The organism is Variovorax paradoxus EPS (genome assembly GCF_000184745.1).
Classification (GTDB): domain Bacteria; phylum Pseudomonadota; class Gammaproteobacteria; order Burkholderiales; family Burkholderiaceae_C; genus Variovorax; species Variovorax paradoxus_C.
Genome location: NC_014931.1, coordinates 3,565,835 through 3,578,542, shown reverse-complemented (window position 1 = coordinate 3,578,542; position 12,708 = coordinate 3,565,835). Strand labels below are relative to the sequence as shown.

At 64.9% G+C, this 12,708-nt stretch carries 13 protein-coding genes; all 13 read left to right on the top strand.

What is annotated here, in order from left to right; translation table 11 throughout:
* The first annotated feature begins 90 nt into the window (after positions 1 to 90).
* Genes pyrH through rnhB form a run of 13 tightly spaced genes read left to right on the top strand, consistent with a single transcriptional unit; the run spans position 91 to position 12,704 of the window.
* The gene (gene pyrH, locus VARPA_RS16575) at positions 91 to 813 is read left to right on the top strand and encodes a UMP kinase (protein ID WP_013541738.1); all 723 of its coding nucleotides are present in this window, start codon (positions 91 to 93) and stop codon (positions 811 to 813) included.
* An 11-nt stretch (positions 814 to 824) separates the two neighbouring features.
* Complete coding sequence (gene frr / locus VARPA_RS16570; protein WP_013541737.1) at positions 825 to 1,385, top strand: ribosome recycling factor; 561 nt, start codon at positions 825 to 827, stop codon at positions 1,383 to 1,385.
* A gap of 8 nt (positions 1,386 to 1,393) precedes the next feature.
* Positions 1,394 to 2,113 carry a polyprenyl diphosphate synthase gene (uppS, locus tag VARPA_RS16565; RefSeq protein ID WP_013541736.1) on the top strand — a complete coding sequence of 240 codons (720 nt, stop codon included), beginning with the start codon at positions 1,394 to 1,396 and terminating at the stop codon, positions 2,111 to 2,113.
* A 21-nt stretch (positions 2,114 to 2,134) separates the two neighbouring features.
* Entirely contained in the window at positions 2,135 to 2,980 is an 846-nt protein-coding gene (locus VARPA_RS16560) for a phosphatidate cytidylyltransferase (RefSeq protein ID WP_013541735.1), read from the top strand.
* Positions 2,977 to 4,164, top strand: coding sequence for a 1-deoxy-D-xylulose-5-phosphate reductoisomerase (gene ispC / locus VARPA_RS16555; protein ID WP_013541734.1), 1,188 nt, complete (start codon positions 2,977 to 2,979; stop codon positions 4,162 to 4,164). The genes VARPA_RS16560 and ispC overlap by 4 nt, the downstream gene beginning before the upstream one ends.
* Positions 4,165 to 4,187: 23 nt before the next feature.
* Complete coding sequence (rseP, locus tag VARPA_RS16550) at positions 4,188 to 5,558, top strand: RIP metalloprotease RseP (RefSeq protein ID WP_013541733.1); 1,371 nt, start codon at positions 4,188 to 4,190, stop codon at positions 5,556 to 5,558.
* A 38-nt stretch (positions 5,559 to 5,596) separates the two neighbouring features.
* Complete coding sequence (gene bamA / locus VARPA_RS16545) at positions 5,597 to 8,032, top strand: outer membrane protein assembly factor BamA (RefSeq protein ID WP_013541732.1); 2,436 nt, start codon at positions 5,597 to 5,599, stop codon at positions 8,030 to 8,032.
* A complete protein-coding gene (locus VARPA_RS16540) occupies positions 8,033 to 8,578 on the top strand; it encodes an OmpH family outer membrane protein (RefSeq protein WP_013541731.1) in 546 nt (181 codons plus the stop codon).
* Positions 8,579 to 8,592: 14 nt separating this feature from the next.
* Positions 8,593 to 9,570 (top strand): UDP-3-O-(3-hydroxymyristoyl)glucosamine N-acyltransferase, encoded by a 978-nt coding sequence (gene lpxD, locus VARPA_RS16535; protein WP_013541730.1) that lies wholly within the window; start codon positions 8,593 to 8,595, stop codon positions 9,568 to 9,570.
* 23 nt (positions 9,571 to 9,593) lie between these two features.
* On the top strand, positions 9,594 to 10,043 hold the full coding sequence (gene fabZ / locus VARPA_RS16530; protein WP_013541729.1) for a 3-hydroxyacyl-ACP dehydratase FabZ: 450 nt from the start codon (positions 9,594 to 9,596) through the stop codon (positions 10,041 to 10,043).
* A 25-nt stretch (positions 10,044 to 10,068) separates the two neighbouring features.
* Entirely contained in the window at positions 10,069 to 10,857 is a 789-nt protein-coding gene (lpxA, locus tag VARPA_RS16525) for an acyl-ACP--UDP-N-acetylglucosamine O-acyltransferase (RefSeq protein ID WP_013541728.1), read from the top strand.
* A 10-nt stretch (positions 10,858 to 10,867) separates the two neighbouring features.
* Positions 10,868 to 12,016 carry a lipid-A-disaccharide synthase gene (lpxB, locus tag VARPA_RS16520; RefSeq protein ID WP_013541727.1) on the top strand — a complete coding sequence of 383 codons (1,149 nt, stop codon included), beginning with the start codon at positions 10,868 to 10,870 and terminating at the stop codon, positions 12,014 to 12,016.
* Entirely contained in the window at positions 11,988 to 12,704 is a 717-nt protein-coding gene (gene rnhB, locus VARPA_RS16515; RefSeq protein WP_013541726.1) for a ribonuclease HII, read from the top strand. Before lpxB ends, rnhB begins: the two co-directional genes overlap by 29 nt.
* The last annotated feature ends 4 nt before the right edge of the window (positions 12,705 to 12,708 follow it).

The following is a 12,708-nucleotide window of genomic DNA, read 5'->3' as shown; positions in this document are numbered from 1 at the left end:
AGGCTTCCAACGACGGCGCGTGCTCGCGTGCCGTCGTTTTTTCATCGCTACGTTTTACACTCGTCACCGCCAACTCAAAGGAAATTGCCCATGTCTGATGCCCGCCCAGCCCACAAGCGAATCTTGTTGAAGCTGTCGGGAGAGGCACTGATGGGCGATGACGCCTTCGGCATCAACCGCGCGACCATCGTGCGCATGGTGCAGGACGTGGCAGAGGTCGTGAACATGGGCGTGCAGGTCGCGGTCGTGATCGGCGGCGGCAACATCTTCCGCGGCGTCGCCGGCGGCTCGGTCGGCATGGACCGCGCTACCGCCGACTACATGGGCATGCTGGCCACCGTCATGAACTCGCTGGCACTGGCCGACGCGATGGACAAGCAGGGCCTCGTGGCCCGCGTGATGTCCGCTATTGCGATCGAGCAGGTGGTCGAGCCCTATGTGCGCCCCAAGGCCCTGCAGTACCTCGAAGAGGGCAAGGTCGTCGTGTTCGCGGCCGGTACCGGCAACCCGTTCTTCACCACCGACACGGCGGCTGCGCTGCGCGGTGCCGAGATCGGTGCCGAGCTGGTGCTCAAGGCCACGAAGGTGGACGGTGTGTATTCCGCCGACCCCAAGCTCGACCCCCACGCAACGCGTTACGTCTCGCTCAGTTTCGACGAGGCGATCGCAAAGAATCTCGGCATCATGGACGCCACGGCCTTCGCGCTGTGCCGCGACCAGAAGCTGCCGATCAAGGTGTTCTCGATCCTCAAGAGCGGCGCGCTCAAGCGCGTCGTGATGGGCGAGGACGAGGGCACGCTGGTGCATGCCTAGGAGTATTTGAGATGACCATTGCAGATATCCGCAGTGCGACCGACGCGAAGATGAATCAATCGCTCGCCGCATTCCAGAACAACCTCACCAAGATCCGCACGGGTCGCGCCAACTCGGCGCTGCTCGACTCGATCCATGTCGAGTACTACGGCTCCCAAGTGCCGCTGAGCCAGGTGGCCAACGTGTCGGTGCTCGACTCGCGCACGATCAGCGTCCAGCCCTGGGAAAAGGGCATGGGCGCCAAGATCGAGAAGGCCATCCGCGAAAGCGACTTGGGCCTGAACCCCGCGTCGATGGGCGACCTGATCCGCGTGCCGCTGCCCGCCATGAGCGAAGAGCGCCGCAAGGAAATGACCAAGCTGGTCCGCAACGAAGGCGAAACCGCCAAGGTCGCCACGCGCAACCTGCGCCGTGACGCGAACGAGTCGGTCAAGAAGCTGGTCAAGGACAAGCTGGCGTCCGAGGACGACCAGAAGCGCGCCGAAGCCGAGATCCAGAAGGTCACCGACCGCCATATCGCTGAAATCGATCGCCTGGTCGCAGCGAAAGAAGCGGAGATCATGGCCGTTTGAGGCCCGCCATGGCCTCTTCGCCGCCGCCCATTCCCCACCACGTTGCCGTCGTCATGGATGGCAACGGTCGTTGGGCGACGAAGCGATTCCTTCCCCGCGTGGCGGGGCACAAGCAGGGCGTCGAATCGCTGCGTCGCTGCGTCAAGGCTTGCGCCGACCGCGGGGTGGGTGTTCTCACCGTGTTCGCGTTCTCCTCGGAGAACTGGAATCGTCCTCCCGACGAGGTCTCCGGCCTGATGTCGCTGATGGTGGGTGCGCTGGCGCGCGAGGTGCCGCGCCTGAGCCGCGACGGCGTTCGGCTGCATTTCGTCGGCGAACGCGGCGGCCTCTCCGCCAAGTTGGTGGCCGGGTTGGTCAGTGCCGAAGAGGCGACCGCGCACAACACGCGGCTCGTGCTCAACATCTGCTTCAACTACGGTGGGCGCTGGGACATCGCCCAGGCCGCAGCCAAGCTCGCCGAGCAGGGCCTTCCGATGACCGAGATGAACATGGACCGCGCCATGGCGCTGGCCCATGTGCCTGACCCCGACCTGTTCATCCGCACCGGCGGCGAGCAGCGGTTGTCGAATTTCCTGCTCTGGCAAAGCGCATACGCCGAGCTCTTCTTCAGCGACAAGCTCTGGCCCGAATTCGACGAGGCCGCGCTGGACGAGGCCATCGCCGCGTTCCAGGGTCGCGAGCGCCGCTTCGGCCAAACCTCGGCACAGGTCTCGACGGCTGCGGCCTGAGAAGGCCTCACAACCTCCCGCATGCTCAAACAACGCATCCTCACGGCGATCGTGCTGCTCGCGATCCTGCTGCCGGCGCTGTTCTACCGAAACTACATTCCATTTGCCTGCGTGATGCTTGTGCTGATCGGCGCGGCCGCGTGGGAGTGGGGGCGCCTGAACGGCTATGGCCAGGGCATGTCGCTGTTCCTAGGTGCCGAGATGGTCGTGCTCTGCGGGCTCTCGTGGTGGCTCGGCCTGCTCGAACAACCGCTGGTTCTGATGTGGATGCTGGCCAGCGCGGCCTGGGTACTCGGCGGCGCGGCGCTGCTGCGCGTGGCGGTGCCGGGCTGGCCCCGCATTCCGCGCGGGCTGCGCCTTGTCGGCGGCTTGCTGGCACTCTGGGTCGCGTGGCTCGCCGCTGTGCAGGCGCGCATGGTCGGCATCAACTTTCTGCTGTCGATCCTCGTGCTGGTCTGGGTGGCAGACGTGTTCGCCTATTTCGCGGGCCGCGCCTTCGGCCTGAAGTTCACCCGCGGCAAGCTTGCCCCGGCGATCAGCCCCGGCAAGAGCTGGGAAGGTGTCTGGGGCGGAATGATCGGTGTCATCGTGCTGGCCTTTGCATGGGTCTGGGCCGACAGCTATTTCGGCGCCACGGTGCCGAGCCTCTACACCCGCCTGTTCGAGCGCGGCTGGTGGCTGCTCCTGATCGGCGCTGTATTTCTCGCCGCGATGAGCGTCGTGGGCGACCTGGTCGAATCGCTGATCAAGCGCAGCGCCGGCGCCAAGGACAGTAGCCGCCTGCTCCCCGGCCACGGCGGCGTGCTCGATCGCGTGGATGCCCTCTTGCCCGCACTTCCCATTGCCATGATGCTGGCCTTCCTGTGAACACTCCCAAACAACGCGTCACAGTGCTGGGGTCGACCGGGTCGGTCGGCGTGAGCACGCTCGACGTCATTGCGCGGCATCCTGAGCGCTACGAGGTGTTTGCGCTGTCCGCGGCCACCAAGGTCGATGAGATGCTGGCGCAGTGCGCGCAGTTCTCGCCCCGGTTCGCCGTCATGGCGAGCCCGCCGCATGCGGCGTTACTGGCCGAGAAGCTCAAGCAAAACAGCCTGAGCACCCATGTACTGACAGGCGAGGATGCTATTGAAAAGATAGCCTCGCACGAAGAGGTAGACGCCGTCATGGCTGCCATCGTCGGCGCCGCCGGGCTCGGCCCGTGCTTGGCCGCCGCGCGCGCCGGCAAGCGCCTGCTGCTGGCCAATAAGGAAGCCCTGGTCGTCGGCGGCGAACTGTTCATGCGCACGGTGCGCGAGGGCGGCGCGACGCTGCTGCCGATCGACAGCGAGCATTCGGCGATCTTCCAGTCGCTGCCAGAGGATCCATCCACCTGGGCGCGGCGCATCGACAAGATCATCCTGACCGCGTCGGGCGGCCCGTTCCGTACCCGCGCGCCTGAGACCCTGGGCACCGTCACGCCCGAGCAGGCCTGCGCCCATCCCAACTGGGTCATGGGCCGCAAGATCTCGGTCGATTCGGCCACGATGATGAACAAGGCGCTGGAGGTGATCGAGGCGCGCCACCTGTTCGGCGTGTTGCCCGAGCAGATCGAGGTCGTCATCCACCCGCAGAGCGTGGTGCATTCGATGGTGCAGTTCACCGATGCCTCGGTCATCGCCCAGCTCGGCACGCCCGACATGCGGGTGCCGATCGCGGTCGGCCTGGCTTGGCCCGAGCGCATCGAGAGCGGGGCGGCACGGCTCGATTTCCGGCAGATGGCTTCGCTGACTTTCGATGCGCCCGACGCGGCGCTCTTCCCCGGCCTGGGTCTTGCGTGGCACGCATTGCGTGCGGCGCCCGGCACTACGGCAGTGCTCAACGCGGCCAACGAGGTCGCCGTCGAGGCCTTTCTGGACCGGCGCCTGCGTTTCGATCGCATTCATGCGGTCAACATGGAAACTTTGGAAGCCGTTGCCCCCTCCAAGCCGGCGTCGCTGGCCGATCTGCTGGCGCTCGATGCCAGCGCCCGTGCGGCGGCCAAGGCCGCAGCGCTGCGCTTCGCAGCCTGATTCCCCCAATCGTTGAGGATCCGATGCTCACTGTCATAGCCTTCGTGGTTGCACTCGGCGTCCTGATCGCGGTGCATGAATACGGCCACTACCGCGTCGCTGTTGCCTGCGGCGTCAAGGTGGAGCGCTTCTCGGTCGGGTTCGGCAAGGCACTGTTCCGCTGGCAGCCCCAGCGCCAGCATCCGGGGCAGCAGACCGAATTCGTCATCGCCGCCTTCCCGCTGGGCGGCTACGTCAAGATGCTCGACGAGCGCGAGGGCCCCGTGGCGCCCGAGGAGCGGCATCGGGCCTTCAACACCCAGCCCCTGCGTTCGCGCGCGGCCATCGTGGCGGCCGGACCCATCGCCAACCTGTTGCTGGCGATCGCGCTTTACACGGCCGTCAATTGGATCGGCGTCGAAGAGCCGGTTGCCAAGCTGGCGCGACCGGTGGCAGCTTCGCTGGCGGAGGCCACGGGCCTGCGCGGTGGGGAGCATGTCACGCGCGCCGGCTTTGACGGCGATCTGACGCCGGTCCAGTCCTTTGAAGATCTGCGCTGGCGCATGACGCAGGGCGCGCTCGACGCCCGGGACCTCACGCTCGAAGTGGCCGGCGAGGACGGCAAGCCCGCACGCCAGTTGGTGCTGCCACTGAGCCAGATGGAGGCAAAGGACGCCGATCCGCAGATGTTCCGCAAGATCGGCGTGCTCGCCCCCCTGACCCGGCCGGAGATCGGCGATGTCATGGCCGGCGGCGCCGGCGAGCAGTCGGGCTTGAAAAAAGGCGATCTGGTGCGCGCCATCGGCGAGACGCCCATCTACGACGGACAACAGCTGCGCGAGGTGATCCGCGCTTCGGTCGACGGCGACCAGCCGCGCAGCCAAGCCTGGCAGATTCAACGCGGTGGCCAGTCGCTCATGCTCGAGGTGAAGCCCGAGGTGCGCGAGGAGGGCGCCGTCAAGGTCGGCCGTATCGGCGCTTACGTTGGTGCGCCGCCCGACATGGTGACGGTGCGCCAGGGCCCGGTCGACGGTGTCTGGCGCGGCGTGGTGCGCACGTGGGAGATGTCCGCATTGACGGTGCGCATGATGGTCAAGATGGTGACCGGCCAAGCATCGCTGAAGAACCTGAGCGGTCCGCTGACCATTGCCGACTATGCAGGCAAGTCCGCGAGCCTCGGCCTGACCCAGTACCTGATCTTCCTCGCGGTCATCAGCGTGAGCCTGGGCGTGCTCAATCTCATGCCGCTCCCGGTCCTCGATGGAGGACACCTGATGTATTATCTTTGGGAGGGCCTGACCGGCAAAAGCGTCTCTGACGCCTGGATGGAACGGCTTCAGCGCGGCGGTGTCGCCTTGCTGCTGGTCATGATGTCGGTCGCACTCTTCAACGACGTCACGCGGCTCTTTGGTTAACTTTCTGCCGGCCCTTTCCGTGCCGGCTCAATTCACAGATGAACAAAAACTCCAATCGCTTTCGCCTGCGTAGCGTTGTCGCGGTAGTTGCCAGTGCGCTTGCAGCCACGGCAGCCTGGGCCGTCGAGCCTTTCACGGTGCGCGACATTCGCGTCGAAGGCCTGCAACGCGTCGAGGCCGGCACGATCTTCGCGTCGTTGCCGTTGCGCGTGGGCGATACCTACAGTGACGAACGCGGTTCGGCCGCCATTCGTGCGCTGTTCGACCTGGGGTTGTTCAAGGACGTGCGCATCGACGTCAACGGCAATGTGCTGGTGGTGATCGTCGAAGAGCGCCCGACCATTGCAGACGTCGACTTCGTCGGCACCAAGGAGTTCGACAAGGCGGCGCTGCAGAAAGCATTGCGCGAAATCGGCCTGACCGATGGCCGTCCCTATGACAAGGCGCTGGCCGATCGCGCGGAGCAGGAGCTCAAGCGCCAGTACGTGAGCCGCAGCCTCTACAACGCGCAGGTCGTGACCACCGTCACGCCCATCGAGCGCAATCGCGTCAACCTGACGTTCACCGTCACCGAAGGCGATTCCGCACGCATCCGCGAAGTCCACATCGTCGGCAGCAAGGCCTTCAGCGAATCGACGCTGTTGAGCCTGTTCGACCAGGACAGCGGCGGCTTCATGAGCTGGTACACCAAGTCCAACCAGTATTCGCGTGCCAAGCTCAACGCCGATCTCGAAACGCTTCGCTCGTACTACATCACGCGCGGCTACCTCGAGTTCCGCATCGATTCGACCCAGGTCGCCATCTCGCCGGACCGCAAGGACCTGACGGTCACGGTCAACATCACCGAAGGCGAGAAGTTCGTGGTGGCGGGCGTGAAGCTCAACGGCAACTACCTGGGCCGCGACGACGAGTTCAAGTCGCTGATCACCATCAAGCCCGGCGAGCCCTACAACGGCGAACTGGTCACCGAAACCACAAAGGCTTTCAGCGACTATTTCGGCACCTTCGGCTACGCCTTCGCCCGTGTGCAGGCCGTCCCGGACATCGACCGGGTCAACAACCGCGTCACGCTCACGCTGCAGGCAGAGCCTTCGCGCCGTGTGTACGTGCGCCGTGTGTCGGTCGGCGGCAACAACAAGACGCGCGACGAAGTCATTCGCCGCGAGTTCCGCCAGTTCGAAGCCTCCTGGTACGACGGCGACAAGATCAAGGTCTCGCGCGACCGTGTGGACCGCCTGGGCTTCTTCACCGAAGTGAACGTCGAGACCCAAGAGGTGCCGGGTTCGCCCGACCAGGTGGACCTGACCGTCAACGTGGCCGAAAAGCCCACTGGCAGTCTGCAACTGGGCGCTGGCTATTCGAGCGCCGAGAAGGTTGCGCTGACCTTTGGCATCTCGCAGGAAAACGTGTTCGGCTCCGGCAATTTCCTGGGCGTGCAGGTCAATACCAGCAAGTACAACCGCACCCTGTCGCTGACCACTACCGATCCGTACTTCACGAAGGACGGCATCTCGCGCACGATCAGCGTCTATCACACGACCACGCGCCCTTACTCGACCAACATCGATGGCGACTACAAGCTGGTGAACCAGGGGGCGTCCATCCGTTTCGGCGTCCCGTTCAGCGAACTCGATACCGTGTTCTTCGGCGTGGGCCTGGAGCGCTACGCCTTCGATCCGAACACCTCGACCTCGTTCTCCGGTCTCTTCACGCCGGCGTCCTACCTGCGCTACTTCCAGTGCGAGAAGGATGCGACGGGCCTGTTCGTGACGGGCTGCGACCAGAAGAGCGTCTGGGGAGTGCCGCTCACCGTGGGCTGGGGCCGCGACAGCCGCGACAGCGCGCTGGTCCCGACGACCGGCCGCCTGCAGCGTGCCAACCTCGAAGTCGGCGCCGCCGGCGACATGAAGTACTTCAAGACGAACTATCAGTATCAGCAGTTCTTCGCGATCAACAAGCAGTACACCTTTGCGATCAACGCCGATGTGGGCTATGCCAAGCCGCTTGGCGGCAAGGTCTATCCGATCTTCAAGAATTTCTATGCCGGCGGCTTGGGCTCGATCCGCGGCTTCGAGCAGAATTCGCTAGGTCCTCGCGACGTGCCTCTGATCGGCCAGACCGAAGGCGCCGCGCTGGGTGGCACCAAGAAAGCTGTCTTCAACGCCGAACTCAGCACGCCATTTCCTGGGGCAGGCAACGATCGCACGCTGCGCCTGTACGGCTTCTTCGATGTGGGCAATGTGTTTGGTTCGCGGGCTGCCGGCCTGACTGACGAGCAGTACAAGGCGCAGAAGAAGTTGCGCGCCTCGGTCGGCCTCGGGGTCAGCTGGATCTCGCCGCTGGGTCCGCTGCGTCTTGCCTATGCCTTCCCCATCAAGTCCCAAAAGGAAGTGCTCGATCCGGCCACCGGCTTCGTCGTGATCCCGAAGGATAGAATTCAGCGCTTGCAATTCCAGATCGGAACGTCTTTCTAAATGAAGCATTTGATTCGCGCCGCAGTTGGTGCGTTGTTGATTCCCGCTTTCGCGATCGTCGCTGCGCCTGCCCAGGCGCAGGAGGCCTTTCGCATCGGCTTCGTGAATCCGGACCGCGTGCTGCGCGAAGCGCAGCCAGCCAAGGCGGCGCAGGCGAAGCTCGAAGCGGAGTTTCTCAAGCGCGAGAAGGACCTGACCTCGCAGGGCGACGCACTGAAGACGGCCTCGGAGAAGTTCGAGCGCGAAGCACCGACCATCTCCGAAAGCCAGCGGGCGACGCGCCAGAAGGCGCTGATCGATCAAGATCGCGAGTTCCAGCGCCGCCGCCGCGAATTCCAGGAGGACCTGAATGCGCGCAAGAACGAAGAGCTCCAGCAGGTCTACGAGCGCGCCAACCGCGTCGTGAAGCAGGTGGCTGAAGCTGAAAAGTACGACGCCATCCTGCAGGAAGCGATCTACATCAATCCGAAGCACGACATCACCGACAAGGTGATCAAGGCGCTGAACGCGTCGGTCGGCTCCACAGCGCCCGCGGCCGGCAAGTAACGCCGCGAACCGGCGTGTCTCTGCAGCTCGGAGCCATCGTTGACGCCCTCGGGGGCGAGCTTCATGGAGATGCCACGCTGTCCATCGAGCGGCTCTCGCCGCTTCAGAATGCACAGCCCGATGCGCTCAGCTTCCTGAGCCATCCCAAGTACCAACAGGAACTCGCCGCGTCGAAAGCCGCCTGCGTGATCGTGTCGCCTGCCATGCAGGACGCGGCCGCCGCGCGCGGGGCGTTCATCGTCACGCCCGATCCATATCTCTACTTTGCGCGCCTGACGCAACTCTGGAAGTCGCACCATGCGCGCCCGGAGGCTGACCTTGTTCATCGATCCGCCTTGATCCACCCGGAAGCCCATGTCGACGCCACGGCACGCATTGGTGCGCTCTGTGTCGTGGAGCGAGGTGCGCGCATCGGCGCGGGCAGCGTGCTGAAGTCGCGCGTGACGGTCAGCGAAGACTGCACGATCGGTGATCGCTGCCTGCTGCACCCGGGCGTGGTGATCGGTGCCGATGGCTTCGGCCTCGCGCTGCACCAGGGTGCCTGGGTCAAGATCGAGCAACTCGGTGCGGTGCGCATCGGCAACGACGTGGAGATTGGCGCCAACACCTGCATCGACCGCGGCGCGCTCGACGACACCGTCATCGAGGATGGCGTGAAGCTCGACAACCTGATCCAGATCGGCCACAACGTGCGCGTCGGCAAGAACACCGCCATGGCGGGCTGCGTCGGCGTGGCCGGCAGCGCGACCATCGGTGCGAACTGCACCTTTGGCGGCGGTGCCATCGTGCTGGGCCATCTGACGGTGGTCGACGGCGTGCACGTTTCCGCCGCGACGGTGGTGACACGATCCATTCACAAGGCCGGCCAGTACACCGGCATGTTTCCCATCGATGACAATGCGAGCTGGGAAAAAAATGCGGCAACGCTCAAGCAGTTGCACAGCCTGCGCGAACGACTGAAGGCGCTGGAGAAAGCCCTCCCGAAAAAATGACGACGATGCAGGAACAGAAAATCATGACGACGACGCTCGATATCCATCAAATCCTCAAGCTGCTTCCCCACCGCTACCCGTTCCTGCTGGTGGACCGCGTGCTGGACATGGAAAAGGGCAAGCGCATCACGGCGCTCAAGAACGTGACGATGAATGAGCCATTCTTCAACGGCCACTTCCCGCACCGTCCGGTGATGCCGGGCGTGCTGATGCTCGAAGCCATGGCGCAGGCCGCGGCGCTCTTGTCGTTCCATTCGCTCGACATCGTGCCGGACGACAACACCGTCTACTACTTTGCAGCCATCGACGGCGCGCGCTTCAAGCGTCCCGTGGAGCCGGGCGACCAGCTCACGCTCGAAGTCGAGATCGAGCGCATGAAGGCTGGCATCTCCAAGTTCAAGGGCCGCGCATTGGTGGGCAGCGAGCTCGCCTGCGAAGCCACGCTGATGTGCGCCATGCGCCAGATCAGCTGATCTCGGCCTTCGTCATCAGCAAGGCATGACTCAGGTTCATTCGACAGCGCTCGTCGACCCCCAGGCACAACTCGACGCCTCGGTGTCGGTCGGGCCTTATACCGTCATCGGCCCGCACGTGCAGATCGGGGCGGGTACCACCATCGGCGCGCATTGCGTGATCGAGGGGCGCACGACCATCGGGCGCGACAACCGGATCTTCCAGTTCTCCTCGCTCGGCGCGATCCCGCAGGACAAGAAATACGCCGGCGAGCCGACCAAGCTCGTCATCGGCGACCGGAACGTCATTCGCGAGTTCTGCACCTTCAACCTCGGCGTGCCGGGGGCAGGGGGCGTGACAACTGTCGGCAACGACAACTGGATCATGGCGTACACGCACATCGCGCACGACTGCCATGTCGACAACCACACCACGTTGGCCAACCAGACGACGCTGGCAGGCCACGTGCATCTGGCGGACTGGGTCACGGTCGGCGGCCTCACCGGCATCCACCAGTTCGTCTCAATCGGCGCACATGCCATGGTCGGCTTTGCGAGCGCGGTGTCGCAGGACGTGCCCCCATTCATGCTGGTCGACGGCAATCCGCTGGCGGTTCGCGGCTTCAATGTCGTGGGCCTGCGCCGGCGCGATTTCTCGGCGCAGCGGCTCGCTGCGGTCAAGCAGATGCACAAGCTTCTTTATCGCCAGGGCAAGACGCTCGAAGAGGCGCGTGCAGGCATCGCCGCGCTGACCGCCGAAATGCCCGAGGCGGCGGATGACGTCGCCTTGATGGAATCCTTCCTCGCCAGTTCCACGCGCGGCATTGCGCGTTGAAGTGACGGCGATGCAGTCAACCGAACAGCGACGCTTCGCGCTGGTCGCGGGCGAAGCGTCCGGCGACTTGCTCGCGGGGCTTCTTCTCGATGGCCTTCAGGCCCGCTGGCCCGACCTAGAGACCGCCGGCATCGGCGGTCCTCGCATGCTCGCGCACGGGTTCCAGAGCTGGTGGCCGCAGGAAAAGCTCGCGGTGCGGGGCTACATCGAAGTGCTGCGGCATTACTCGGAAATCGCAGGTATTCGCCGCCAACTGAAGGCTCGGCTGCTGCAGGAGCGTCCCGAGCTCTTCATCGGCGTCGACGCCCCGGATTTCAACCTCGATCTCGAAGCGGGCCTGCGCAGCCAGGGCATCAAGACGGTTCACTTTGTCTGCCCCTCGATTTGGGCGTGGCGACCGAAGCGTATCGAGAAGATCCGTGCTGCCGCCGACCATGTGCTGTGTATCTTTCCGTTCGAGCCCGAGTTGCTCGAAAAGCAGGGCGTTGCCGCGAGCTATGTGGGCCACCCGATTGCCAATGTGATCCCGATGACGCCTGACCGCGCCGCAGCGCGCACCTCGCTGGGCCTGGCGCCCGATGCGCAGGTCGTCGCCTTGCTGCCGGGCAGCCGTCGCTCCGAAATCCGCTACCTGGCCGCCCGATTTTTCGCCGCCGCCGCGCTGATGCAGAAGGCACGGCCTCCCCTCCAGTTCGTGGCGCCCATCATCCCGAGCCTGCGCGCCGAGATCGACGCCTTGCTCCAGGCCAGTGGCATGGCCGGTCGGGTGAAGCTGCTCGATGGCCAGTCGCACGCCGCGCTCGCCGCTTGCGACGTCACGTTGATCGCGAGCGGAACCGCCACGCTCGAGGCGGCGCTCTTCAAGCGGCCGATGGTCATCGCCTACAACATGAACGGACTGTCATGGCGCCTGATGCAGCGCAAGCAACTCCAGCCGTGGGTGGGATTGCCCAATATCCTGCGCCGCGAGTTCGTGGTGCCCGAATTGCTGCAGGAAGCCGCCACGCCCGAGGCGCTGGCCCAGGCCACGCTGGCCTGGCTCGATGCACCCGAAAAGACGCAGGCCCTGCAACAAAGATTTTCCGAGCTGCACGTGCAATTGCAGCGCGATACGCCGACACTTTGCGCCGATGCGATCCAGAAAGTTCTTGAAGGCTGAGCAGGCCCGCCTGGTGTGGGACGCGCCGGGCCTGCTTGCGGGCGTCGACGAGGCCGGCCGCGGCCCGCTGGCGGGCCCCGTGGTAGCCGCGGCGGTGATCCTCGACGACACGCGGCCGATCCGTGGCCTTGCCGATTCCAAGACCCTCACTGCTCTGCAGCGCGAACGCCTGCACGACCAGATCCTGGCCAAGGCTCTGTGTTGCTCCATCGCCCAGGCGAGCGTCGAGGAAATCGACACGCACAACATCCTGCAGGCCACGATGATCGCCATGCGCCGCGCCGTCGAGGGCCTGCGGCTGAAGCCAGCCAAGGTGCTGGTCGACGGCAACCGGCTGCCAACGCTGGACGTGCTGGCCGAAGCCGTGGTCAAGGGCGATGCGCTGGTCAAGGCGATTTCGGCCGCGTCCATCCTGGCGAAGGTCCATCGCGACCGGCTGTGCGAGCAACTGCATACCGAATTCCCGCATTACGGCTTTGCCGGCCACAAGGGCTATGGCACGCCCGAGCACCTCGAGGCGCTGCAGAAACACGGTGCCTGCGTGCATCACCGCAGGTCGTTCAGTCCGGTAGCCGCGGCGTTGACGCGGACGGCGGCTGGCGCCCTGGTCATCGAAACGGAAGCGCCGATGCCGATGGTGATCGCAACGGTCGAGACCGTTCACCTTGACCTGCGCGCCGCGCTTTGATCCG

Bases quoted from the DNA above. Each gene is read 5' to 3' on its own strand.
- uppS (WP_013541736.1), top strand. From the start codon at position 1,394: ATGGCCTCTTCGCCGCCGCCCATTCCCCACCACGTTGCCGTCGTCATG.
- rseP (WP_013541733.1), top strand. From the start codon at position 4,188: ATGCTCACTGTCATAGCCTTCGTGGTTGCACTCGGCGTCCTGATCGCG.
- fabZ (WP_013541729.1), top strand. From the start codon at position 9,594: ATGACGACGACGCTCGATATCCATCAAATCCTCAAGCTGCTTCCCCAC.
- bamA (WP_013541732.1), top strand. From the start codon at position 5,597: ATGAACAAAAACTCCAATCGCTTTCGCCTGCGTAGCGTTGTCGCGGTA.
- lpxA (WP_013541728.1), top strand. From the start codon at position 10,069: ATGACTCAGGTTCATTCGACAGCGCTCGTCGACCCCCAGGCACAACTC.
- VARPA_RS16540 (WP_013541731.1), top strand. From the start codon at position 8,033: ATGAAGCATTTGATTCGCGCCGCAGTTGGTGCGTTGTTGATTCCCGCT.
- frr (WP_013541737.1), top strand. From the start codon at position 825: ATGACCATTGCAGATATCCGCAGTGCGACCGACGCGAAGATGAATCAA.
- lpxB (WP_013541727.1), top strand. From the start codon at position 10,868: ATGCAGTCAACCGAACAGCGACGCTTCGCGCTGGTCGCGGGCGAAGCG.
- pyrH (WP_013541738.1), top strand. From the start codon at position 91: ATGTCTGATGCCCGCCCAGCCCACAAGCGAATCTTGTTGAAGCTGTCG.
- VARPA_RS16560 (WP_013541735.1), top strand. From the start codon at position 2,135: ATGCTCAAACAACGCATCCTCACGGCGATCGTGCTGCTCGCGATCCTG.
- rnhB (WP_013541726.1), top strand. From the start codon at position 11,988: ATGCGATCCAGAAAGTTCTTGAAGGCTGAGCAGGCCCGCCTGGTGTGG.